The organism is Desulfovibrio desulfuricans, assembly GCF_004801255.1.
Taxonomy (GTDB): domain Bacteria; phylum Desulfobacterota; class Desulfovibrionia; order Desulfovibrionales; family Desulfovibrionaceae; genus Desulfovibrio; species Desulfovibrio desulfuricans_C.
This window is the reverse complement of the sequence record NZ_CP036295.1, coordinates 850,754-873,790: the sequence shown is the minus strand read 5'-3', so window position 1 is coordinate 873,790 and position 23,037 is coordinate 850,754. Positions and strand designations below refer to the sequence as shown.

General features: G+C 59.8%; 21 protein-coding genes. 11 read left to right on the top strand and 10 right to left on the bottom strand.

The features are described from left to right. Positions 1-65: 65 nt before the first annotated feature. The 3 genes from DDIC_RS03520 to DDIC_RS03510 all read left to right on the top strand — a co-directional run bounded on the left by DDIC_RS03520 (position 66) and on the right by DDIC_RS03510 (position 5,142). Positions 66-1,052, top strand: a complete 987-nt coding sequence (locus DDIC_RS03520) for an ABC transporter ATP-binding protein (RefSeq protein WP_136399170.1) — start codon at positions 66-68, stop codon at positions 1,050-1,052. A 345-nt stretch (positions 1,053-1,397) separates the two neighbouring features. After that, a complete protein-coding gene (locus tag DDIC_RS03515; protein ID WP_136399169.1) occupies positions 1,398-3,155 on the top strand; it encodes a HAMP domain-containing methyl-accepting chemotaxis protein in 1,758 nt (585 codons plus the stop codon). 232 nt (positions 3,156-3,387) lie between these two features. Beyond that, entirely contained in the window at positions 3,388-5,142 is a 1,755-nt protein-coding gene (locus DDIC_RS03510) for a methyl-accepting chemotaxis protein (RefSeq protein WP_136399168.1), read from the top strand. Between the two features lie 130 nt (positions 5,143-5,272). Here DDIC_RS03510 and DDIC_RS03505 read toward each other — a convergent pair whose 3' ends face one another. Next, complete coding sequence (locus DDIC_RS03505) at positions 5,273-6,265, bottom strand: DMT family transporter (protein WP_136399167.1); 993 nt, start codon at positions 6,263-6,265, stop codon at positions 5,273-5,275. A gap of 109 nt (positions 6,266-6,374) precedes the next feature. Between DDIC_RS03505 and DDIC_RS03500 the strand changes: the two genes are divergently transcribed. After that, a complete protein-coding gene (locus tag DDIC_RS03500) occupies positions 6,375-7,847 on the top strand; it encodes a PLP-dependent aminotransferase family protein (protein WP_136399166.1) in 1,473 nt (490 codons plus the stop codon). 102 nt (positions 7,848-7,949) lie between these two features. Here DDIC_RS03500 and DDIC_RS03495 read toward each other — a convergent pair whose 3' ends face one another. From DDIC_RS03495 to DDIC_RS03455, 9 genes are all read right to left on the bottom strand, one after another. After that, on the bottom strand, positions 7,950-9,749 hold the full coding sequence (locus DDIC_RS03495; RefSeq protein WP_136399165.1) for a methyl-accepting chemotaxis protein: 1,800 nt from the start codon (positions 9,747-9,749) through the stop codon (positions 7,950-7,952). A gap of 616 nt (positions 9,750-10,365) precedes the next feature. Next, positions 10,366-11,367, bottom strand: a complete 1,002-nt coding sequence (ilvC, locus tag DDIC_RS03490; protein WP_136399164.1) for a ketol-acid reductoisomerase — start codon at positions 11,365-11,367, stop codon at positions 10,366-10,368. A gap of 342 nt (positions 11,368-11,709) precedes the next feature. Next, a complete protein-coding gene (gene ilvN / locus DDIC_RS03485; RefSeq protein WP_136399163.1) occupies positions 11,710-12,198 on the bottom strand; it encodes an acetolactate synthase small subunit in 489 nt (162 codons plus the stop codon). 11 nt (positions 12,199-12,209) lie between these two features. Beyond that, positions 12,210-13,901: a biosynthetic-type acetolactate synthase large subunit gene (gene ilvB, locus DDIC_RS03480; protein ID WP_136399162.1), complete on the bottom strand. Its 1,692-nt coding sequence runs from the start codon at positions 13,899-13,901 to the stop codon at positions 12,210-12,212. A gap of 26 nt (positions 13,902-13,927) precedes the next feature. Beyond that, positions 13,928-14,155, bottom strand: a complete 228-nt coding sequence (locus DDIC_RS03475) for a DUF465 domain-containing protein (protein ID WP_136399161.1) — start codon at positions 14,153-14,155, stop codon at positions 13,928-13,930. Between the two features lie 227 nt (positions 14,156-14,382). Next, positions 14,383-14,685, bottom strand: a complete 303-nt coding sequence (locus DDIC_RS03470; RefSeq protein ID WP_136399160.1) for a YggT family protein — start codon at positions 14,683-14,685, stop codon at positions 14,383-14,385. A gap of 47 nt (positions 14,686-14,732) precedes the next feature. Further along, positions 14,733-15,449 (bottom strand): HAD family hydrolase, encoded by a 717-nt coding sequence (locus tag DDIC_RS03465; protein WP_247647543.1) that lies wholly within the window; start codon positions 15,447-15,449, stop codon positions 14,733-14,735. Next, complete coding sequence (locus DDIC_RS03460; RefSeq protein ID WP_136399159.1) at positions 15,422-16,333, bottom strand: hypothetical protein; 912 nt, start codon at positions 16,331-16,333, stop codon at positions 15,422-15,424. Before DDIC_RS03460 ends, DDIC_RS03465 begins: the two co-directional genes overlap by 28 nt. A 59-nt stretch (positions 16,334-16,392) precedes the next feature. After that, entirely contained in the window at positions 16,393-17,139 is a 747-nt protein-coding gene (locus DDIC_RS03455; protein ID WP_136399158.1) for a GntR family transcriptional regulator, read from the bottom strand. Between the two features lie 477 nt (positions 17,140-17,616). Between DDIC_RS03455 and DDIC_RS13855 the strand changes: the two genes are divergently transcribed. The 7 genes from DDIC_RS13855 to DDIC_RS14075 all read left to right on the top strand — a co-directional run bounded on the left by DDIC_RS13855 (position 17,617) and on the right by DDIC_RS14075 (position 23,010). Further along, positions 17,617-17,907, top strand: a complete 291-nt coding sequence (locus DDIC_RS13855; protein WP_211088891.1) for a cation:dicarboxylate symporter family transporter — start codon at positions 17,617-17,619, stop codon at positions 17,905-17,907. Then, a complete protein-coding gene (locus tag DDIC_RS03450) occupies positions 17,853-18,860 on the top strand; it encodes a dicarboxylate/amino acid:cation symporter (protein WP_211088890.1) in 1,008 nt (335 codons plus the stop codon). The genes DDIC_RS13855 and DDIC_RS03450 overlap by 55 nt, the downstream gene beginning before the upstream one ends. After that, complete coding sequence (locus DDIC_RS03445; protein WP_136399157.1) at positions 18,860-19,588, top strand: aspartate/glutamate racemase family protein; 729 nt, start codon at positions 18,860-18,862, stop codon at positions 19,586-19,588. The genes DDIC_RS03450 and DDIC_RS03445 overlap by 1 nt, the downstream gene beginning before the upstream one ends. A gap of 35 nt (positions 19,589-19,623) precedes the next feature. Continuing rightward, positions 19,624-20,634, top strand: coding sequence for a D-cysteine desulfhydrase (locus DDIC_RS03440; protein WP_136399156.1), 1,011 nt, complete (start codon positions 19,624-19,626; stop codon positions 20,632-20,634). A 268-nt stretch (positions 20,635-20,902) separates the two neighbouring features. Continuing rightward, positions 20,903-21,784, top strand: a complete 882-nt coding sequence (pdxS, locus tag DDIC_RS03435) for a pyridoxal 5'-phosphate synthase lyase subunit PdxS (protein WP_136399155.1) — start codon at positions 20,903-20,905, stop codon at positions 21,782-21,784. Further along, positions 21,784-22,362 carry a pyridoxal 5'-phosphate synthase glutaminase subunit PdxT gene (gene pdxT, locus DDIC_RS03430; RefSeq protein ID WP_136399154.1) on the top strand — a complete coding sequence of 193 codons (579 nt, stop codon included), beginning with the start codon at positions 21,784-21,786 and terminating at the stop codon, positions 22,360-22,362. Before pdxS ends, pdxT begins: the two co-directional genes overlap by 1 nt. 252 nt (positions 22,363-22,614) lie before the next feature. Next, positions 22,615-23,010, top strand: a complete 396-nt coding sequence (locus DDIC_RS14075; protein ID WP_136399153.1) for a TraR/DksA family transcriptional regulator — start codon at positions 22,615-22,617, stop codon at positions 23,008-23,010. Positions 23,011-23,037: the final 27 nt, after the last annotated feature.

The window sequence follows — 23,037 nt, the reverse complement described above, 5'->3', positions numbered from 1 at the left end:
GCCAGCCGCAGCAAGCCCACCCAACAAGGCTTTTTTTTGCCACTACCTTCTGTTACGCTCAAACCATGAACGAGCCTCAAGCCACCACCGCTCCCCTGCTGCATCTGGATACCCTTTCCGTCACATTTACCACGGCAGCGGGGCCGCTGCCTGCCGTGCGCGATGTGCAGTTTTGCCTCAATGCGGGCGAAACCGTCTGCCTTGTGGGCGAGTCGGGCTGCGGCAAAAGCCTGACGGCCAGGGCCATCTTGCGGCTTGACCCGCCAAATGCCGTTATTGGCGGCCATATACGGCTGCACGGACAAGACCTGCTGCAATTGCCGGAAAAGGCCATGCGCTCAGTGCGCGGGCGTCAGATAGGCATGATATTTCAGGAACCCATGACCTCGCTCAATCCGGTGCTCAAAGTCGGCGATCAGGTGGCCGAACCTCTGCGGCTGCACGAACATATGAGCCGGGCGCAGGCCCGCGACGCGGCCATTGATCTGCTGGCCGATGTGGGTATTCCCGCGCCGCAAAGCCGCTACGACGATTACCCGCACCAGCTGTCGGGCGGCATGCGCCAGCGCGTCATGATTGCCATGGCCCTGTCGTGCAGACCGGAGCTGCTGCTGGCGGACGAGCCCACTACAGCGCTGGACGCCACCATTCAGGGGCAGATACTGCGCCTGCTTGCGGCCCGTTGCCGCGAGCGCCGCATGGGGGTATTGCTGATTACCCACGATCTGGGCATTGCGGCCCAGATGGCCGACACGGTGGGCGTTATGTATGCGGGGCGGCTGGTCGAGAGCGCCCCGGCGCAAGACCTGTTTGCCGACGCCCGTCACCCCTACACGCAGGGATTGCTGCACGCCGCACCCAACGCACGTTCGCGCGGGCTCAACCGCCTGCCCACCATCCCCGGCACGGTTCCCTCGCTGCAAAACATGCCTGCGGGCTGCCCGTTTCATCCCCGCTGCACTGCGGCCCTCGACCGCTGCAAAACAGAGATGCCGCCCACGTTTGCCGACGGCGCGCACTCCACGGCCTGCTGGCTTGCCGGCAGTGTCTAGCCTCCCATTCCACGCCTGCCCAGTATCGCATGGTCAGATGCAAGGATCGCCTTGCGCTAAAATATTGCCTCTGCTATAAACTCTTTTTTCGAATCGTCGTAATTTATGTAATGGAACATCGGCTTGGTCTACGTCTCCCGGCGGGCCAAAGCCGTCTGCCGACCAATCACCGCCCGACTTGCGGCGGCTCCGGTCAGGGCACACCATGCATGCGGCGCTTCCCTACTCCGCCAGATTGTCAGTTTCAAGGCCGTCCCCCCCCTGCGGCCCCCCTTTTATGCTGCTAATGTAATGCTGACCCGCCACACGGGCCAGTATTCAGCTGAACGTGGAGGAAAGCCTTACATGAAACTTGGCGCAAAACTTGTGCTCTCCTTCGGCTGCCTTATTGCGGTCATTCTGGTGTCTTCCGCCATTACCATCCGCAATGTGGGCGAAATGAACGGCAAGGTGCGCGAGATTGACGAGGCGTGGCTGCCGTCCGTGATTGCCATTCAGTCGATGAATGTGCGGCTCAATTCCCTCCGCGCAGACCTTGCGTCAATCATGTCGCAAAATTATGCGGAAGAAATCCGCAAGTACGAAAAGAATCTTCAGGATTCCATGGATTCCATCCAGCGCGACCACGCGGCCTACATGCAGCTGCGCAGCGCCACCCCCGGCATGGAGACCCCCGAGGGCAAAGAACTCATGGGCCGCATTGCCGACCTCTCCGCGCAGGAGAGCACGGCGCGCGAGGGCATCATCAAGGGCGTGCTGGACGGCCGGCGCGGCGTGGCCAACGTGGCCTACGACAAAAAATATCGCCCTGTTTTTCAGCAGCTCGGCGACACTTACGGCCAGGTGGTGCACATAAACGTCACCGGCAGCAAGGCTGCCGCGCAAAGCGCTGCGGATGCGGGCCAAAAAACCAGCAACATGTCCATTGCCGTCACCCTGGCAGCCGTTATCATCAGCATCTGCATCACCTGGGCGCTTACCCGCTCTGTGGGACGCCAACTGGGCAAAGACCCCGGCGAGCTGGCGGTTATCGCCCGCCGTGTCGCCAGCGGCGACTATGACATTGACGACGGCGGCCCCAAAACTGGTGTTTACGCCGACATGGTTTCCATGGCCCAGACGCTGAAAGAAAATATGGCCAAAACCCGGCAGGAATCGGAAAACGCCCGGCAAAGCGCAAAGCGCGCCGAGGAGGCCCTGCGTAAGGCGGAACAGGCCGGGGTCGAGGCCCAGGACCGGACCACGGCCATGCGCGCGGCTGCCGCCAGCCTGCAGGATGTGGCGCAGGTGGTGAACGCGGCAACGACCCGGCTGGCCGCGCAGATCGAGCAGTCGGACAAAAGCTCGCAGCACACCACGGACAAGCTGGCGGAAGCCGGGGCCGCCATGCAGCAGATGAACGCCACAGTGCAGGATGTAGCCCGCAACGCGTCAGTAGCGTCGCAGGCCTCCACCGACACCCGCGCCAAAGCTGAAAACGGCGCGAAAATCGTCAAACGCTCGCTGCACAGTATTGACGAGGTGCATGCCGTCTCGCTGGAGCTCAAGGCCGATATGGCCCAGCTGCACGAGCAGACGCAAAACATCAACCGCATCATGGGCGTTATCTCCGACATTGCCGACCAGACCAACCTGCTGGCGCTCAACGCCGCCATTGAGGCCGCCCGCGCGGGTGAAGCCGGGCGGGGCTTTGCCGTGGTGGCCGACGAGGTGCGCAAACTGGCGGAAAAAACCATGGCCTCCACCCACGACGTGGCCAATGCCATTGAGGCCATCCAGTCAAGCGCAACCCAAAGCATGGAATCTGTGGACAGGGCCGCGCGGCAGATTGAAGAGGCCAACACCTACGCCAACCAGTCCGGCGCTGCGCTGGCGGATATTGTAACCACGGTCGAGAGCACGGCAGACCAGGTCAACGCCATTGCCACAGCCAGCGAGCAACAGTCCGCCGCCAGCGATCAGGTCGCAAGCGTCATTGCCCAGATTCACGATATGTCCCGACAAACAGCCTCCGCGATGCGCGCGGCCGCAGAAGCTGTGGAAGACCTGACGGCACAGGCCAACGATCTTTCAGGCCTTATCACGCAGATGCGCGCCCACTAGCTTTTTCTGGCGCAAGCTATCAGTCTGCAACATCTGTTGCAGGAAACGCCGACCCTTGGGTCGGCGTTTTTTGTTTACGGGCACCGGCAAATAATATCAACTTTACAATAAAAACAGCCTTGAATGTTCCCATTGCAACACGCCTCATATCAAAAACTTAATACCATTCTGGGAATCTGAGCATCAGTCATTTGACACAGCATTCAACACAACTTGTGGGATACCGACTGCCATGAGCCTGAAAGCACGCCTGATTCTGTCATTCGGAAGCATAATTATCATCATGTTGATAACGTCCGGCCTGACCATCAGGAACCTTACGCGTATCAATGCCGAAGTTGCGTCCATAGACTGCACCTGGATTCCTGTGGCCACATCCATCCAGAACACCAACGCTCTGCTGTTTTCAGCCAGGGGGGATCTTTCGGCCATCACGACGCTGCACGACCTCAAAGAGATAGAAAGCTACAATGCGCATATGGCAGGGCTGCTGCGGCGCATAGGCGAAAGCAAAAAGCTTTTTACCGCTGCCCTGGAGGGCATGCCTCCGTCAGACCGCAAGCGGGCAATTGAGGACATAAACGACCAGATCAACGCGCAGTCTGTCCAGTTTGCAGGCATGCGTAAAGAACTGCTTGCCTTTATCAAGGCCGGAAAAAACGAAGAAGCCGCACGATTGCTTGCCGACAGCCGCACCCCCTTTCTCAGGTTGGCCGATCTGTACGACCAGATCATTAGCCTGAGCAACGAAGGGGCAAACATTGCCAGCGCGAGCGCCAGAGGCGTCAGCGACCAATCCATCATTTTTTCCATAGGCTTTTCCGCAGCTGCGGTGCTTATCAGCATGGCCGTCATCCTGTTCCTGCTCCGGCTAATCAACCGGCAACTCGGCAAGGACCCAGGGGAGCTGGACAGTATCGCCGGACGCGTGGTTCAAGGAGACTACGACATTGACGACAATACTGAAAAGCGCGGCGTGTACGCTTCCATAGTAGCCATGGTGCAGGCGCTGAAAACCCATATCGAAAGCGCCCAGCGCGAGTCGCTTGTTGCGCGGGAGCAATCCGCCAAGGCGACGGAAGCCCTACGGCAGGCGGAAGAAGCCGGAATTCAGGCCCAGAGCAAAACCGAGGCCCTGCGGCTTGCCGCCGCCAGACTGCAGGAGGTCGCGCAGGTGGTAAGCGCCGCCACTACCCGCCTTGCCGCGCAGATCGAGCAGTCCGACTCCGGCTCGCGCGAAACTTCGGGCCGGCTGGCCGAGGCGGCCTCTGCCATGCAGCAGATGAATGCCACCGTGCAGGAGGTGGCCCGCAACGCGTCAGTCGCCTCGCAGGCCTCCACCGAGACCCGCGCCAAGGCAGAAAATGGCTCGGAGATCGTCAGGCGCTCCCTGCACAGTATTGACCTGGTGCATCAGGCCTCCATGGAGCTCAAGGCCGATATGGCCCAACTGCACGGGCATACGCAAAACATCAACCGCATCATGGGCGTTATCTCAGACATAGCCGACCAGACCAACCTGCTGGCGCTCAACGCGGCCATCGAAGCAGCGCGGGCTGGCGACGCTGGGCGCGGTTTTGCCGTGGTTGCCGACGAGGTGCGCAAACTGGCGGAGAAAACCATGGCCTCCACCCACGACGTGGCCAAGGCCATTGAGGCCATCCAGTCAAGCGCAGCCCAGAGCATGGAATCTGTGGACAGGGCAGCGCGGCAGGTTGAAGAGGCCAACACCTACGCCAGCCAGTCCGGCGCGGCTCTGGCCGATATTGTCTCCACGGTCGAGGCCACGGCCGATCAGGTCAACGCCATTGCTACCGCCAGCGAGGAGCAGTCCGCCGCCAGCGAAGAAGTAAACCGCGCCATCACCCAGATAAGCGCCATGTCGCAGCAAACCTCGGCAGCCATGCGCGAAGCCGCGCACGCTGTGGCGGAGCTGGCGGACCAGACCCAAAACCTTATGGATCTCATGTCCAGCATGCAGCAGTAAGCCATGCCGGGGGCCGTTCAGCCGGAGCAGTGCGTGTCTGCGGCTGAAACGGCCCTACCTGTTGCGGCTCAAGTCTGGTTGATCGTCCCGCCTGCCGTGCGCCCGCGTCGCTGTGGGCACATCGCCAGCGCTAGTCTTCCACCACAGCCGGTTTGCTGCTTCGCCTGCCCGGCAGATGGGCGGCCATACGGGCAAGGAGTCCCCCGCCACGCTGTCCGGCAGTGGGCGCGTACTGCCTTTTGACAATATACACCCCTGCCATCACGACCACTATTCCCAGTATTTCCATCCACGTAAGCCGCTCCGAGAACACCGCCCACGAATACACGGCGGCAATGGCCGGTTGCGAAAGACAGATCACCGAAGACAGATTGACGCTGAGCTTGCCCTGGCAATGCGTAAGCAGGTTGTGCCCCACCACCTGCACGCACAGCGTGAGGGCAAGGATGGGCCACAAGTCGTCCCAACCTTGCGGTATCTGCAGGCCCTCTACAGCCCACGAGGCCGCAAACAGCCCGGCCAGGCCGCCAAAGGCGCTCACAAACATGATCACGCTGCTTTCGATCGTATCGCGCAGGCGGTAGGCAATGAGTAAAAATCCCGCGTAAAAAAAAGCCGCGGCCAAGGCCAGCATATCGCCAAAATAATTGCCCGCCGACGGGCTGGCCTTGCCCCCAAGCAGTAGCACCACCCCGGCCAGCGTCACCGCCGCCCCAGGTATGAACAGCCGGGGCAACCGCTCGCGAAAGATAAAATACGAGACAGGTATCACTGTAAACGGCGTCAGGTTGGTGAGCAGATTGGCATTGGCAACGGTTGTGTAACTGAAGGACGTGTTCCACAAGGCCACATCACCCGCCAGAAACAGCCCGGACAAAAGCAGCAATGCCACATCCCTGCGGCCGAGCCGCCCCAGCCTGCCGTACGTCAGCGGCCAGAGCAGCGGTATGGAAAACAGCATGCGGTAAAAACCCGTGTTGATGGGCGACAACCCGCTTTGGCGCACAAATATGCCCCCCGTGGCCAAAAAGGCCACCGCCACCACCGCCAGCAAAACATATTTTGTCGCATTGTCGCGCCGCCTTGTGCCGCCCTGCTGAACTGCCTTGCCTTGGATGGACATAGAGCCTCCGCTCCTCGTATTGTGTTTGTTGCCCCCTTTGATATAGTGCCAATGGCCCCATCAAAAGTGCCACATGACATATATTTTATGGGGCCACTCAGGAGAAGCCATGATCAGCCTCGGCAAAGACGGTTCCGGCCCCCTGTATTTGCGGATATACAACCAGCTGAAGCAGGACATAACCAGCGGCGCTCTGGCGGAAAACACCGTTCTGCCCGGCAGCAGGCTGCTTGCCAGCATGCTGCGGGTCAGCCGCAATACCGTGGACAATGCCTACGGCCAGCTTGTGGCCGAGGGGTATATTGCCCCTCGCAAGGGGGTGGGCTTTGCGGTGCTGCATGTGCCCGGCATTGGCGGCCCCGAGGGGTCACACTGCCAGACCGGCCTCGCGTCAACCCGCCCGGCCGCCGCTCATGCTGACGGTCTGGCGGGCACAAGGGCCGCCACTCTGGCTGATGCGCAAACGGACGCACAGGCTGTGGCCTACGACCTGACAAACAGCAGCCACACCGTTGATCTTTTTCCAAAAAGTCTATGGAAAAAATATACGCTCGAATGTCTGGAACTGCTGGAGCGCGAAGAAAAAATCTCCTCGCTGCAGGCAATGCAGGGCGAGGCGTACCTACGCAGGCACCTGCTGGCTTACCTCAAGCGCATCCGTGGCGTAACCTGCACCGAAGACCAGATCGTCATCACCTGCGGCCTGCAGCAGTCTCTGGAATACGTGTGCAAAATGGCCGCCCGCCGCGACCAGATCATCCTGATGGAAGAGCCCGGCTTCAACAAGGCGGCCGCTGTTTTTCGCAACAACCACATAGCCATCCAGACAGTGCCGGTGGACCAAAACGGCCTTGTGGTCGCAAGCCTGCCCCCAAGCCCCAACGCCTTTGCCCTGTACTCCACGCCCTCGCACCAGTTTCCCACCGGCGCAACCCTGCCCATCGGTCGCAGACACGCCCTGCTGCGCTGGGCGCAAGAAAACAACGTCTACATCCTCGAAGACGACTTTGACAGCGAGCTGCGCTACTATTCCAAGCCCATCCCCTCGCTGCAATCCATAGATACAGAAAACCGCGTCATCTACCTCGGCACGTTCTCCAAGGGGATATCGCCATCCATCCGCATGGGGTACATGATTCTGCCCCCGCACCTGGCGGCCCTGTTTGGCGAAATGTTTGCGGAATACAACAGCACCGTGCCGGTGCTCAACCAGTATATCATAGGCCGTCTGCTTGAGACCGGCCAGTACGACAGACACATCCGCCGCCTGGGGCATGTGTTCAAAAACCGGCTGGAGCTGTTTGTCCGCGAGCTTTTGTGCCTGGGGCCCAAAATCAGCATAACCGGCAACGGCACGGGCCAGTACTTTTTGCTGCGCTTTGCGGCAGGCGCGGATCAGCAGCAGCTCATCAGCAGGGCCCTGCGGCACGGCGTGCGCGTTTACCCTACCATGCAGTTTTGGCAGGACAAGGCCGAGTGCCCGCCGCACACGCTTTTTTTGGGTTTTGGAAAAATCCGGCTTGAGGACATACCAGACTGCGTGGCCCGCCTCAGGGCCGCCTGGGCGGAATGGCTGCTGTAAGCTGAAACAGCTGCGGCGGGATGGCTGCGCCATGAACAAAGGAGCCCCCGCACGGCATGCGCCGCACAGAGGCCCCTCAACATTTCAGGCAATGGGTGCGCTCTAGTTTTTCATATCCACTATCAGTTCTGCCAGCCCTCTGGCCTGCTGCGCCAGATCCGCCACGGCCTTTTGCGCTTCGCCCATGGCGTCCGCAGTCTGGCGGGCAACCTGCGTGACGTTGTCGATGGAATGGTTGATCTCTTCACTGGCGGCGGACTGCTGGCCGCTGGCCTCGGCTATGGCGTTAACCTGATCGGCCGTGGCCTCGACAGTGGAGACAATTTCTTCCAGCGCTTTGCCGGACTGGTTGGCAAAATCCGTAGCCAGCTCCACCTGCTCCACGGCCTTGTCCATATCCCCGACGCTTTTTGACGTGCTGTCCTGAATGGCCGCGATGGCATTGCCCACGTCCTGGGTTGAGGCAAGGGTTTTTTCCGCCAGTTTGCGCACCTCGTCGGCAACCACGGCAAAACCGCGCCCGGCGTCGCCAGCCCGCGCCGCCTCGATGGCCGCGTTGAGCGCCAGCAGGTTGGTCTGGTCGGCAATGTCTGAAATAACATTCATGATGCGCGTAATGGCCTGGGAGTGGTCGTTGAGCTCGGTCATGCCGACCTTGAGCCGCAGTGAGACCTCGTGCACGCTGCCGATGCTCTGCACGGCTTTTTCCACAATTTCCGCGCCGGCCAGCGCCCGCTCGCGCGTGCGGGTTGCGGCGTCGGAAGCGCTGGATGCGCTGAAGGCCACCTCCTGCACGCTGGCGTTCATCTGGTTCATGGCCGTGGCGGCCTCGGTAAGCAGCTGGGCGGAGTGCACGGCCCCTTTGTCCGACTGTTCGATCTGGGCCGAAAGCTGGGTGGAGGCGGTGCTGACGGCCTGGGCGACCTGCTCGAGCCTTTCTGCGGCCTGCAGCATGGCGGTAGTCTTGTTCTTTGCCTCGTGCTCGGCCTCTAGGGCCTCTGCCTGCGCCAGTTTGGCCTCGCTGGCGGCTTCGCTGGCCAGACGGCTCTGCTCTTCCGCCTGGCCGATAAATTCCTTGAGCTTGATCACCATGGCGCTCAGGGCCTGCTGCAGGGTGGCCACTTCATCCCGCCCGGAGGTTTCAAACTCCTCGTCAAGGTTGCCCTGGGCCACGGCGCGGGCATGGCGGGTTATGCCCGCCAGAGGTTTGGTGATGGAGACGACCATGACATACGAAAGCGGGCAGATTACCAGAAGCAGCGCTGCCATAAAGATGCCGCCGTACAGGGTCAGCCTGCTGTGAAACATGGCCCGCATGGTGCTGATGAGGTGGTTTTCCGCCTTGTCCACGTTGTCGATGTACACGCCGGTCCCTATCCAGAAGTGCGTGCCCCCGATCTGTTCAGCATAGCCGAGCTTAAAGACATCGCCCGCTCCGGGTTTGGGAAAAACAAAATCCACAAACCCGCCGCCCTGCTGCGCAGCCTTGTACAGCTCCTTGACATAGAGCACGCCCCGGCTGTCTGCGGTGCTGCCCAGATCCTTGCCTTCAAGCTGTTTTTGCGTTGGGTGCACGGCGTTGACCGTGCCTTTGTAGACGTAAAAATATCCGGAGCTGTCGTCCTCAAAGCGCGCCTTGTCCACATACTGCATGATGACCTGCAGCTGCTCGTCCTCAGCCTTGCCAGCCGCCATGGCGGCCAACCCCAGCGCCTGCGAGTGGGTTATATCCTTGATGCGCCCCCGTTGGGCATCGAGCAGCATTTCCTTGGCCAGTGCTGTACCGTCGCCAATGATGCCCTCGGTCATAAACACCGACACCGTCGCTGTGGAAATGATCATGGCGATCATGATAACAACGAAGCATACAATGCGCTGGCTGATGCTGAAATTTCTGAGCACGTCGGGATCTCCTCAATAAAACACGTTGCAGTCTACCCAATCAAACGCATGCGTCAGATGCCGTGCGGGTGTAAAAGTCAGATGTCAGGCTCCGCAGGCTCGCCGCATTGGCCTGCAACTGTTGCGCAAACCAGATGACCGGAAGACCCCTGCCGCGCTGCACAGGCAGTGCTGCAGGGCAGATAGCGGGGCAAAAACGCACGAAGGTGCGAAAGGGCTGGACTGAAGGCAGGCAAAAATACACGCATGCATAAACCGGAGGCCACTAGGAAGGCCATGCCCGTAAAATACGGCACACCTGTCCGCTACGCAGAGCAGCCGGGCGCATGGATCGTAGACCTAATTGTGTGCAAGAACTGCGTTGCAGCACTGTGGCAAAGAGTAATCATTTTGGCAACATACACAATCCGATAAAATCAACCAATTTACTGTGTAAACACGGTCGCCAGACATGCCCGCCGGTTGTCCTGCCGCTGCACCCCTTACAGCCCCAACGGCATACGCTGTTTCCGCAACCAGATTGCGCACGTATAAAAAAAAAGGGCCTTTCGCGCATCCGCGCAAAAGGCCCCGAAGAACTCAAGGTTCTTACGGCTTGACAGATATCAGGCCAAAACTAGTCTTTCTTGTCCTTCTTGAGCCACGACATCATGCCGCGCAGTTCCTTGCCCACCTTTTCGATCTGGTGTTCAGATTCGTTGCGGCGGGTGGTAAGGAACATGGGGTACTTGGCGCGGGCTTCAAGAATGAAGTTGCGCGCAAACACGCCGCTCTGGATGTCCTTGAGCACGCCCTTCATTTCCTTTTTCACCGTTTCGGTGATCAGGCGGGGACCGGTGACGTAGTCGCCGTATTCGGCAGTGTTGCTGATGGAGTAGCGCATGCGGGAAAGACCGCCCTCATACATGAGGTCGACGATAAGCTTCATTTCGTGCATGCATTCAAAGTACGCCATTTCGGGCTGGTAGCCAGCTTCCACCAGGGTTTCAAAACCGGCCTTGATCAGCGCGGAAACGCCGCCGCAAAGCACGGCCTGTTCGCCAAAGAGGTCGGTTTCGGTCTCTTCGCGGAAGGAGGTTTCAATAACGCCGGAGCGGGTGCCGCCGATGCCCTTGGCATAGGCCAGGGCGATCTTGAGGGCTTCGCCGGTGGCGTCCTGATGAATGCCCACGAGGCAGGGCACGCCGCCGCCTTCGGTAAAGGTGCGACGCACCAGATGGCCGGGGCCCTTGGGGGCAATGAGGAAAACGTCCACATTCTTGGGCGGCTGGATCTGGCTGAAATGGATGTTGAAGCCGTGGGCGAACAACAGGGCCTTGCCCTTGGTCAGATGGGGCTTAATGTCGTTTTCGTACACTGCGGCCTGCACTTCGTCGGGCAGCAGAATCATGATCAGGTCGGCCTGAGCGGCAGCTTCAGAAGCGGAAACAGGCGTAAAGCCATGCTCCTTGGCCAGCTCGTAATTGGCACCGCCGGGGCGCTGACCCACCACAACCTTGACGCCGGAATCACGCAGATTCTGGGCGTGGGCATGGCCCTGACTGCCATAACCGATGATGGCCACGGTCTTGTTTTTCAAACAATTAAGGTCTGCATCCTGATCGTAGTAAACTTTCATCTGAACATCCTCTGAGATCACTCACGGTTAGACAAAAAAAATACATTCCTTCCCGCCCTTGCGGCAAGGACAGAGGGGGGCCACTGGATATGGCGGGCAAGGCCGCCTGTGGGACGTTTTGCCAATACCCAGGGTGGATTGAATGGATATACTCACCACCCCGACCTCATGCGTGCTGTCAAGGAGACCTTGTGGGCCATTGACCCGCGCACGGGCTTAACGCTCCTGTAGCCGCAGCGGCTTACCGCCGCGCGACCGGATTTCTTACGCGCAGCCCGACCATGCCGTGCGGGGGTGCTGTGCACTTGCCCGGCGGATGGCCGTTCTTCGCGTCCCGAAACCCTAATCCGTTTTCTTGGAACGGCGCATGGCCACCGCGCCTGTGCGCGCCAGTTCCTTGATTCCAAACCGTTGCAGCAGGCTGATGATGGCGTCCAGTTTGTTTTGGTCGCCGGTGGCCTCAATGGTCATTTCATTGGGGCTCACATCCACCACCTTGCAGCGGAATATTTCAACAGTACGCAGAATTTCGCCCCGCATGGGGCCTTCCGCCTGCACTTTGACAAACATCATTTCACGCGACACGGCGGGAATATCCGCAAAATCCACCACCTTGATGACCGACACAATCTTGTGGAGCTGCTTCATGATCTGCTCCAGAATAAAACTGTCGCCTTCGGTAGTGATAGTCATGTGCGAAACGCCCTCTTCGAGAGCGGGAGCCACATTGAGCGAATGGATATTGAAGCCGCGCCCGCTGAACAGCCCGGCCACGCGCGAGAGCACGCCGGGTTCGTTTTCCACCAGCACGGAAAGCACATGTCGTTGCATAGCCATCTCCCTTACACCAGCAACATTTCATCAAGCGCCGCACCGGCGGGCACGATGGGGTACACGTTTTCTTCGCGCTCCACCACCACATCGATAAAGGCAGGGTTGGGCGAAGCCAGGGCCTTTTCGAGCACGGCCCGCATGTCCTCAGCCTTTTCAATGCGATAGCCCTCGGCCCCGTAGGCTTCGGCCAGCTTCACAAAGTCGGGCTGGGCTTCCATGTTGGTGGAACTGTAGTTGTTGTTGTAAAAGAGCTCCTGCCACTGCCGCACCATGCCCAGATACCGGTTGTTCAGAATGACGACCTTGATGGGCAGCCTGTTGGCCACCACCGTCGCCAGTTCCTGAATGTTCATCTGCAGCGAGGCATCGCCAGCCACGGCAATGACCTTTTTGTCGGGAAAGGCAAACTGCGCCCCCACCGAAGCAGGAAAACCGTAACCCATTGTGCCGAGCCCCCCGCTGGTCAGCAGGGTACGCGGTTTGGTAAACGAATAAAACTGGGCCACCCACATCTGGTGCTGGCCCACCTCGGTGGCAATAATGGCGTCGCCGCCGGTGATGTCGTACAGGGCCTCAATAACCGACTGCGGCTTGATATTGCCGTTGCACTGGTAGCACAGGGGCTTGCTCGACTTCCACTCGGCCACGGCGGCAAGCCATGCGGCGTGCTCGCCTGCCCAGTCCTTGTTCTGCAGCTTGGCGTCGCATATTTCGGCAATGCCCTCAAGCGCCAGGCGGCAATCACCCACCACCGGCACCTGCACCTCCACATTTTTGCGGATGGAGGTGGGGTCGATATCAATGTGCACAATACGGGCCTTGGGCGCAAAGGCCGCCAGCTTGCCGGTAACGCGGTCGTCAAAGCGCGCGCCCACGCACATCAGCACATCGCAGTTGTTGATGGCCAGGTTGGCCGCGTAGGTGCCGTGCATGCCCACCATGCCCAGCCACAGGGGATCGGTGGCGGGAAAGCCCCCCAGCCCCATGAGCGTGCAGGTTACGGGTATGCTCAGCTTGCGGGCAAGGTCCGTGAGGGCCTCCGCCCCGTTGGACAGAATAACCCCGCCGCCCGCCAGAATAACCGGGCGCTCAGCCTTGGCCAGCTCTTCCACCGAGCGGCGCAACTGGTTGAGGTTGGGCTTGTAGGTGGGGTTGTAGCTGCGCATGTAGATGTCTTCAGGCCAGACAAACTCCGCCCGGGCCTGCATGACGTCCTTGGGCAGGTCGATAAGTACCGGGCCGGGGCGACCCGACCGCGCAAGATAAAAGGCCTGGCGGATGGTAAGCGCCAGCTTGTTGATATCTTTGACCAAAAAGTTGTGTTTGGTGCAGGGCCGGGTGATACCCACGATATCCACTTCCTGAAAGGCGTCGTTGCCGATCAGCTGGGTAGGAACCTGGCCGGTAAAAATCACCAGGGGAATAGAATCGGAATAGGCCGTGGCTATGCCCGTGACCGTATTTGTGGCTCCCGGGCCAGAGGTAACCAGGCAGACGCCGGCTTTACCAGAGGCACGGGCATAGCCGTCAGCCGCGTGCACAGCTCCTTGCTCATGCCGTACAAGCACGTGGCGTAGCTCCGGATGGCGCGGTAGTTCGTCGTAAATGTCAATGACCGCACCGCCCGGATACCCGAACAGCACATCCACGCCCTCTCGCTTCATGGACTCAAGGAGAATCTGCGCACCAGTACATTCCATGTCCGACTCCTTAAAAAAAAGCCCGGCTATCCTTGTTTTTTCAGACGGTCAAGAACAGCCATGAGCTGGGTTTTGCCTTCGAGCTTTTGCTTTTTCAGTTGTTTGAGCGTCTGCTCTTCAGTAGGCGACCGAAAAGCCTTGTGTTCAAGCTTTTCGACCTGCTTTTCGTAGAGCACATGATCTTCCCAAAGGGATTTCAGCTCCGGATCAGTGGCAGCATAGGTTTCCAGAAGTTTTAGTTCTTGCTGATCCATAAGAAATCTCCAGTGTTAGATGTTCATAGGCATTTGCCTGCGCATCAACTGAGGCTTTTACCCTGATGGAATCGCCCTGTCCGAGCCCGCCTGACCACCGGCCAGTGCAGCGCGGCTGCAGCATTTGCGTTCCCCTTGGCGCGGATTCTCAGAATATCCGCTTGGAGCAGCTGAAAAATCCACGGCGCGGTTGCAGCGCGTTGTTTCGTTTTACAGGTGCGCCAGCTCTAGTGGAGGGTCATCGCATACTGGGCCAGCGAGGCGACGACGATCCGGTTAAAGAGCTCAATGGCCAGCAGCACCACCACAGGCGAAAAATCCATGCCGTTTGAATAGGTAAACGGCAACCATTTGCGTACACGGTAAAACACGGGTTCTGTCATGGTGCGCAACGCGCGCACAATGGGATTGTACGGATCGGGGCGCACCCAGGTGAGCACGGCCGCGATGACGACAATCCAAAAATAAAGACTGAGCAGCGACCCAAACACCAGGGCAACGGCGCTCAGGGTATTGGCAAGAACAATCATGAGCCCTCCAGCGTGGCTGTCTTATGTATTCGTACGGGCAACCCGGCCTACTGGCCGGAAACCGGCGGCAACACCGCATCAAGCGTATTGTGCAGAGCTGTATAGTCTGCCGCCGTAATCTCTCCCCGTAACTGGCCGCCGTTAAATGCGGCAAATATCACCCCCGCCCCCCTGGCAGCCTCTTTGTCGTGCTCGCTGTCGCCAACAAAAAGCACATGTTGCGGAGGGCATTGCCATACGGCGCATATGTGCCGCGTGCCCTCTGCCGAAGGCTTTGGCGCGGCGGTATCCGCCGCAACCACAGGATTAAAATAGGAGGGCAGGGAAAAAATGTCCAGAACCGTTTGTATTCCATCGAGCTTGCGGTTGGTGTGCACGGCCATGCGCACGCCCCGACTGCGCAAATTGTCGATAAAGCCTTTAAATCCAGGCTGCAGGCGCAGCATGGGGACAATATCGCGCTGATAGACAACTTCGTTTCGTATCACATAATCGATTTCATGATGCAGGTGCGGCGGCACAATATGCAGCAGGGCCTGCCGCGATGTGGCCATAAAACAGTAGTTTTCCTGCTCCAGGTTCATGGGCGGCAGCCCAAAATAGGCCAGCACGCGGTTGTAAAAAACGTTGTTGGCCGCGCGTGAGTCGATCATCACGCCGTCGCAGTCAAAGATCACACCGCCGATGCCTTGAGGAAACAAGGCATGAACGCCCAGCGGCCGCGTCTGCTGCGCCGTCATGCACCGGCCCTCCAGGTTATCCACACGCGCTCCGCGTCCAGCGGGGGTTGACCGGTGGGCCGGGTGTGCCCCAGCACCTGCCAGCCCGGCGCGCGGGTTTCAACGGCAACGGCTGAGGGAGCGCCCTGATCGGGCGCATCGCCAAGCAGGCTCTGCCAGCGGGGGGCGGGGCTGAAGGGCAGCATATCGAGCAGGTCGTCCCGCATGGGGCCTTCAACCACAAGGGGAGTATCCGCAGGCAAAAAATAGAGCGCGTTGGCCGTTACCAGCCGCCAGGACGGCACAAGGCCTGCATCCAGGGCGATGGGCGAGCCAAGACGCACCAGATCGCCCGTGAGGGCTTCGGGGGCAAGACCGGCGAGGTCTTCGTCGGGGTCTACGCCCAACGCCGCCGTGAGCCCGCCGGCATTATGGGCAAAACTGGCCGCCAGCTCGGCAAGATCGGCAAGGCGATCCTCCTGCAGCCGGGCCCACAGCAACATTTTTTGCGCCTGACGGCGCGCCAGCAGATCCTTGCGCGCGGCCTCGGCCGCAAGTGCGGCGGCGGTATCGCCGTCGAAGCTGCTCAGCCCCTTGATCAGCGCCATCTCGGAGGAACGGCTTGCGGCGCGGGCGTTACCGGCGGCGGCAGCTCCTACCGGCATGCCGGAAAGAGCTGCATCGCCCAGTTGCTGCAGATCGTCCAGACAGGCCTGGGCCTCGCGTGGCGAAAAAGGGTACTCTTGCGGGCAAAAAAAACCGGCGGGGGCATCGGGCAGACCGGGCCACAGACGCGCTACGCCGCTCCAGCTGGGAGCTGCCCCTTGCTGGGGCGCAGAGGCCAGGTCGGGTTGCGCGGACGCTTCAAACGCTTGCGAAGGCAGTGGACCCCGAAGCAATGGCAAAAAAACAGGGAAACTTTCTGTCATCATACTTCCTTTTGAGTCCCCAAGCATAGCCAGAGGAAGCCCGATGCGCAAGCCACGCTTCAAGCGGTTTCTTCACTATAGACATCGGATCGCTTTTGCCGCTGCCGGGACGTCGCGCCTTTTTTTCCCCTGGACATAACCACCGCGTCATCCGCCGCCACCACAGCCCCAAAACGCCGTCCCGACTCCGCGTAGTGCTCGCGCAGCACGGTTTCAATGCGCTGGGCATCCCGGCTTTCCACAGCCTCGAGAATAAGAAGGTGACGCTTTAAAAATTCGGCTGGCGTAAAAATTTTGTCCCATATCTTGTAGTACAGAAATTTTGAGATATGCCAGCACGACTTGCGCGCCGTGTCCACCATCAGCTTGTTGTCGCACCGGGACATCAACGCGTTGTGAAAGGCGTCGTCCACATCGCTCAGGGCAGACAGGCCTGAGGCATGGCGGCACTGCTCTTCTATCTGCCGAAACCGTTCGCGCAGCTCGCGCATGGCGGCATCATCCATAAAGGGCAACGAGCGCACAATGCACGCGCCTTCGAGTGTTCCGCCCATGCAATAGCTGTCTTCAATTTCTTTGGCGCTCATGCGCCGTATGTACTTTGCCTTTTGCGGCAGGTTGCTCACGAGACCCTCAAGCGCCAGCGCCTGGACAGCCTCGCGCACTGGGCCGCGGCTGATGCCCAGCTTTTCGGCGATCGCGGCCTCCCGGACAGGGTCGCCGAGCCTGAGCGCCCCGCTGAGCAGGCATTCCTTGATATGCGCAATAACCTGGGCGCTGTATGTTGTGCAGAGATTGGGTTTCATGTGTTGACTGAACATGGTTTCAAAAAGGGAAACGCCTGCTGCGCCAGGCGTAAGGGCGATGCGGGCACAAAGCCCTGCCGTCCTGTTCAATTAGCAGAGTTGCGGACCCGGGTCGAGGGGCAAGAGGCCGCAAACCGCCGAAGAGCCGCCATCACCGCCCCGTGCAGCCCGACGCCCAGTCCTCTTGCCTGCCTGCACCATCCCCCGCATATAAAAAATTAATTTGTTAATATTTAGCCTGTTATGCAAATTATGAAATTTTACCCTTGACGGTTCCCGCAAAACTCATCACAGTTTCAAAAAATGTTAACATTTAACATTTAATAAAAACTGAAAGCAAAAAGACCGCTGCAGACGCGCAGACGTACAGCAGCCTTCCCCCTGGTTATTGAGCAAACGACCTGCTGACTGCAGGTCAAGAACAGATAAGGCGGCAAGGAAAAGATTGATCCGAACATCTTAACCACTGGGGCGCATATGGCCACAACACGCGCAAAACGGTCATTTCCATTGTATGCACAGATTTTGACGGGGCTTGTCGTCGGAGCCGTCATCGGCTTTGCCTGGCCGGATTTCGGCAAAAACCTTCAGCCCATCGGCACTGCCTTTATCAAGGCGATCAAGATGATCGTCATCCCTCTGGTGTTCTGCGCCATCAGCCTTGGCATAAGCAAGATGAGCAAGGACATAAAAAGCTGGGCAGGCTCGGCGGGTTGGCCTTTCTCTGGTTTTACACGGCAACAGGATTCGCCATCGTCATCGGCATAACCCTCAACCACTTTTTCCACCCTGCGCAGGGCGTGGCGCTTGAATTTACGGGCACTGTGCCCGCCAATCTGGCCTCGCACATCGACTGGACAAAATTTTTCCTCGATATCATCCCCGACAACATCATCATGGCTGCGGCCAATCAAAAACTTATCCCGGTACTCTTTTTCGCCATATGCTTCGGACTGTGCATAGGCATGGTCGGTAAAAAAGGCGAATGCGTCATTGCGGGCATGGAGGGCATTCTTGAAGCCATGTTCAAGATGACCAAGGGCGTCGTTGCAACGTCGCCTCTGGCCGTGGCAGCCATCATCGCCTGGGCCGTCGCCTCGCAGGGCACGGTTCTGCTGCTGGCCATGGGCAAGCTTATCGGGGTATTTTACATCGGCATTGTCATTCTCGTCTGCGTATTTATGGTCATTCTCAAGCTTCTGGGCGTCTCGCCCATACAGACGACAAAAAAGATCCTTGAGCCGTTGTTGCTGGGCTTCACCACCTGCTCCTCAGAAGTAACCCTCCCCGTACACATGGAGATACTGGAGCGCAGCGGCATTCCCAAACGAGTTGTTTCATTCGTCATCCCGCTTGGCTACAGTTTTAACCTGGACGGCGCCGCCCTGTACCAGTCGCTGGCCATCACCTTTCTGGCCGAGCTGTACGGGCTGCACCTGGACGGCCCGCAGCTGCTGACCATTCTCATAACAACCCTCATCGCCAACAAGGGCGCGGCCAACGTACCCGCCGCCGCTCTGGTGGTCATAGCAGTTCTTTGCCAGACGCTGGGGCTGCCTGTTGAGGCCATCGGCATCATCACGGGTGTGGACCGCTTTATGGACATGGGCAGAACATTCATCAACGTCTACGGCAATACGGTCGCCTGCATTGTTCTTAACAAGTTTGGCGGCGGCCATCTTGCCGACAGCAATACCCGCGAAAACATGGAGAGCGCCTGATGAGCACCGGACAGGAAAAAATCGTCGGCATTCTGGGCGGCATGGGGCCAGAGGCGACCGTGGATCTTCTGCACCGCATTATCGCCAGCACCGATGCGCGGGACGATATAGACCACGTGCGCTGCATCGTGGACATCAACCCCAAGGTTCCCTCGCGCATCAAGGCCCTGCTTGAAGGCGGCGGCGAAGACCCCGCCCCGTGCATGGCCGATATGGCGCGCAGGCTTGAGGCCTGGGGAGCGGATTTTTTGTGCATCGCCTGCAACACGGCCCACAACTACTACGGCGCGGTGCGCGATGCCGTGCGTATTCCGGTCTTGAACATGATCGAGCTGACCGTGGAGGCTGCGGCGCGGCAGTACCCCCAGGTAACCGAGCTCGGCATTCTGGCGTCCCCGGCTGTACGGCTGACGCACCTGTATGACGGCCCATGCGCCGCGCGCGGCATCAAGCCGGTCTTTGCCTCGCCAGAGGAGGAACAGAAGCTCCTCAACGTCATCAAAGCCGTCAAGGCAGGCAACACCGGAGCCGAAGCGCGCGCCGCCCTGTCGCAGATAGCCGCGCACGTCAAAAGCCGGGGGGCGCAGGCGCTTGCCGTTGCCTGCACCGAGCTTGGCATCATCAGCGGGCACAGCGACCTGCCCACAGTGGATGCCGCCGACGTTCTGGCAAAAACCATCGTGGATACAGCCAAAGGTGTCAGCCCCCTCTGGCCTTCACATAGCTAACAGGCCGCATGAGCCTGCAACCAAGGAGTATTACTATGAACCTTGCACAGTTTCCCCGCCGCGGTTACGTCAAACAGCCCACGCCAGTGGAGCCCCTTCCGTCATTCAGCAAAGCTCTGGGCGGAAAGGTCAACATATGGATAAAGCGGGACGACACCCTGCCCGGCACCGGCGGCGGCAATAAAACCCGCAAGCTCGACTTCTGCATCGCCGACGCGCTGGCCAGGGGAGCCGACACCATCATTACCTGCGGCGCGGTGCAGTCCAACCACTGCCGCCTTACCCTGGCCTGGGCGGTAAAAGAAGGGCTCGACTGCCACCTTGTGCTCGAGGAACGCGTGCCAGGCAGTTACAACCCCCAGTCTTCGGGCAACAACTTTCTGTTCCAGATGCTTGGGGTGTCGTCGGTCACTGTTGTTCCCGGCGGCAGCCCCATGCTGCAGGAAATGCAGAAACTCGCCGACAAACTGGCCGCCGCTGGCCGCAAACCGTACATAATACCCGGGGGAGCCTCCAACAGCATTGGGGCCCTGGGCTATGTGCAATGCGCCCAGGAACTACAGCAGCAGATGTTTGAACAGGGCTGCAACTTTGACCATGTTATTGTTCCCAGCGGCAGCGCCGGCACGCACGCGGGCTTTTTGCTGGGCATGCTGGCCTGCAATATGAACATCCCTGTGACGGGCATCGGCGTTAACCGCAAAAAACCGGTGCAGGAGCAGGCCGTGTTCGACCTCATGCACCAGACCGCCGACCTCATCGGCGCGGCCGTCAACATTCCGCGCGAGGCAGTGGTGGCCTATGACGATTACGTCGGCCCCGGCTACTCGCTGCCCACGGCCGCCATGGCCGAAGCGGTAACACTTCTGGCCCGCACCGAGAGCATCCTGCTTGACCCCGTGTATTCGGGCAAGGCGATGTCTGGCCTCATTGATCTTGTCCGCAAGGGCGTACTCCCCGCTGGCAGCAATGTCCTTTTCCTGCACACGGGGGGGTCCCCGGCTCTGTACGCCTACGAGGACACCTTCCGCAAAAGCTGGGCCTAAGCCCGGCGGCCACGCAACCGCGCTGTTCCACAACCACGCAGCCATGCGGCCTTGCCGCCGCAGCCGGGGCGCCACGTATTTTTTGCGAAGCCCCCCGGCTGCGGCCGAGGCCCTGGCGCGCACGCGCCGCGCCGCCCACGCCGCGCATGCAGCATCATATTGTCAGGCCCGGCGTATTCGCATATAACCACGCCAGCAAAGCCGCCGAATGGGCGGCGGGCTGACATTTATCACAAGCCGTTCCACGGCTCAGAAGGAGTAGAAAGATATGGAACAGGGCACCATCCGCCTGAAGACAGGCCTCGCTGAAATGCTCAAAGGCGGCGTGATCATGGACGTCACCACTCCCGAACAGGCCAAAATCGCCGAAACAGCGGGAGCCTGCGCAGTCATGGCCCTGGAACGCGTACCTGCCGACATTCGTGCCGCTGGCGGCGTAGCCCGCATGGCCGACCCCACCATCGTCAAGCGCATCATGGAAGTGGTGAGCATCCCGGTCATGGCCAAGGCCCGCATCGGCCACTTTGTTGAAGCCCGTATTCTTGAAGCCATGGGCGTGGACTACATCGACGAAAGCGAAGTGCTCACCCCCGCCGACGACAAGTACCATATCGACAAGCGCGACTTTACCGTGCCCTTTGTCTGCGGCTGCCGCAACCTGGGCGAAGCCCTGCGCCGCATCGCCGAAGGCGCGGCCATGATCCGCACCAAGGGCGAGCCCGGCACCGGCAACGTTATCGAAGCCGTGCGCCACTGCCGTCAGGTTATGGACGACGTGCGCAAGCTTTGCAGCCTGCCCGAAGCCGAAGTCGCCAACTACGCCAAAGAAATCGGCGCTCCCCTTGAAGTGTGCTACGCAGTGCGCAAAGAGGGCCACCTGCCCGTGGTGAACTTTGCCGCCGGCGGCATCGCCACCCCCGCCGACGCCGCCATGATGATGCACCTCGGCTGCGACGGCGTGTTTGTCGGCTCCGGCATTTTCAAATCCGGCGACCCGGCCAAGCGCGCCAAGGCCATTGTGCAGGCCGTGACCAACTACAACGATTTTGCCATGCTGGCCGAAATCTCCCGCGATCTGGGCGAACCCATGGTGGGCATTGAAATTTCCACCATTCCTGCCTCCGAGCGCATGCAGGAACGGGGTTGGTAATGTCCAAGCTTTGCGTAGGCGTTCTGGCTCTTCAGGGAGCCTTTCGCGAGCATGTGGCCGCCGTTGCCCGCCTGGGCGCGACGGCCCGCGAAGTGCGCCAGCTTAAGGATATAGACGGCATCGACGCCCTGATCATCCCCGGCGGCGAGAGCACCACCATCGGCAAGCTGCTCAACGAATGGAACATGCTTGAGCCTCTGCGCAAGCGCATACTCGACGGCATGCCCGTTTACGGCAGCTGCGCCGGTTTGATCCTGCTGTGCCGCGACATAGAAAACTCGGACCAGCCCCGCCTGGGCGTACTTGACGCCACGGTGCGCCGCAACGCCTTTGGACGGCAGGTGGACAGTTTTGAAACCAGCCTGAGCATTCCCGAGCTGGGAGCCGACCCGATTCCGGCGGTTTTTATCCGCGCGCCTGTCATCATTGGCGTGGGCGCGGATGTAAAAGTGCTGGCAAAGGTTGACGGCCAGGCCGTGGCCGTGCGCCAGGGCAACATTCTGGCCACATCCTTCCACCCTGAGCTTACGCCCGATACGCGCATGCATAGCTACTTTCTGTCTTTCTGCGGCCAATAACAGCAGGCAGATACCGGCCCGCCCTGCGGGTCATGCATCCATCAGCCCGTCCCGCACCTGCGGGGCGGGTTTTTCATTTTCCGCACCCCGCGCCGCTCCCTTCCCTTTCGCAGTTCCAGCCTTGCCTCCACGGTTTTGTTGCCAACATGACGCACAAATTCACCTGCGCGTCACGGTAACGCCTACCTGCGCGTTCATGCTGCCCCAAGAGCAACAGTTCAACCATCGGAGACACTCCGAAGGAGGCAGACCATGGACAACGTGCACACATTGCAAAGTCTACAGGGTGAACTGAAAGACGAAATGCACCGACTTACCCAGCTGCGCGATGTTTTTCAGGCCCAGCACTGCGCGGACGAACTTGACGCGGCAAGCCAGCTTGAGGCCGCCCATATCGCTCATTGCAGCGCGCGACGCAGCTCGCAGCGCATTCAGGAGCTGCAGAGCCTTGTGACCCTGCTGCGCCACGGCGGCCCGCGCCGCTGCGAAGAATGCGGGGAGGAGATACCCCTCGCCCGCCTCATGGCGGCGCCAGGCGCCACCCGCTGCTGCGAATGCCAGCAAAATTTCGAAAACGACATGCGCGTAGGCATGATTCAGATGAGACAGGGGCCGGTCTTCCAAGAGACCTGCACCGAATACTGTTAACAAGCAAAAATCCGCAACAAGTACACT

Coding starts and splice junctions, on each gene's coding strand:
- DDIC_RS03520 (WP_136399170.1), top strand. CDS start 66: ATGAACGAGCCTCAAGCCACCACCGCTCCCCTGCTGCATCTGGATACC.
- DDIC_RS03515 (WP_136399169.1), top strand. CDS start 1,398: ATGAAACTTGGCGCAAAACTTGTGCTCTCCTTCGGCTGCCTTATTGCG.
- DDIC_RS03510 (WP_136399168.1), top strand. CDS start 3,388: ATGAGCCTGAAAGCACGCCTGATTCTGTCATTCGGAAGCATAATTATC.
- DDIC_RS03505 (WP_136399167.1), bottom strand. CDS start 6,265: ATGTCCATCCAAGGCAAGGCAGTTCAGCAGGGCGGCACAAGGCGGCGC.
- DDIC_RS03500 (WP_136399166.1), top strand. CDS start 6,375: ATGATCAGCCTCGGCAAAGACGGTTCCGGCCCCCTGTATTTGCGGATA.
- ilvC (WP_136399164.1), bottom strand. CDS start 11,367: ATGAAAGTTTACTACGATCAGGATGCAGACCTTAATTGTTTGAAAAAC.
- ilvN (WP_136399163.1), bottom strand. CDS start 12,198: ATGCAACGACATGTGCTTTCCGTGCTGGTGGAAAACGAACCCGGCGTG.
- ilvB (WP_136399162.1), bottom strand. CDS start 13,901: ATGGAATGTACTGGTGCGCAGATTCTCCTTGAGTCCATGAAGCGAGAG.
- DDIC_RS03475 (WP_136399161.1), bottom strand. CDS start 14,155: ATGGATCAGCAAGAACTAAAACTTCTGGAAACCTATGCTGCCACTGAT.
- DDIC_RS03470 (WP_136399160.1), bottom strand. CDS start 14,685: ATGATTGTTCTTGCCAATACCCTGAGCGCCGTTGCCCTGGTGTTTGGG.
- DDIC_RS03460 (WP_136399159.1), bottom strand. CDS start 16,333: ATGACAGAAAGTTTCCCTGTTTTTTTGCCATTGCTTCGGGGTCCACTG.
- DDIC_RS03455 (WP_136399158.1), bottom strand. CDS start 17,139: ATGAAACCCAATCTCTGCACAACATACAGCGCCCAGGTTATTGCGCAT.
- DDIC_RS13855 (WP_211088891.1), top strand. CDS start 17,617: ATGGCCACAACACGCGCAAAACGGTCATTTCCATTGTATGCACAGATT.
- DDIC_RS03445 (WP_136399157.1), top strand. CDS start 18,860: ATGAGCACCGGACAGGAAAAAATCGTCGGCATTCTGGGCGGCATGGGG.
- DDIC_RS03440 (WP_136399156.1), top strand. CDS start 19,624: ATGAACCTTGCACAGTTTCCCCGCCGCGGTTACGTCAAACAGCCCACG.
- pdxS (WP_136399155.1), top strand. CDS start 20,903: ATGGAACAGGGCACCATCCGCCTGAAGACAGGCCTCGCTGAAATGCTC.
- pdxT (WP_136399154.1), top strand. CDS start 21,784: ATGTCCAAGCTTTGCGTAGGCGTTCTGGCTCTTCAGGGAGCCTTTCGC.
- DDIC_RS14075 (WP_136399153.1), top strand. CDS start 22,615: ATGGACAACGTGCACACATTGCAAAGTCTACAGGGTGAACTGAAAGAC.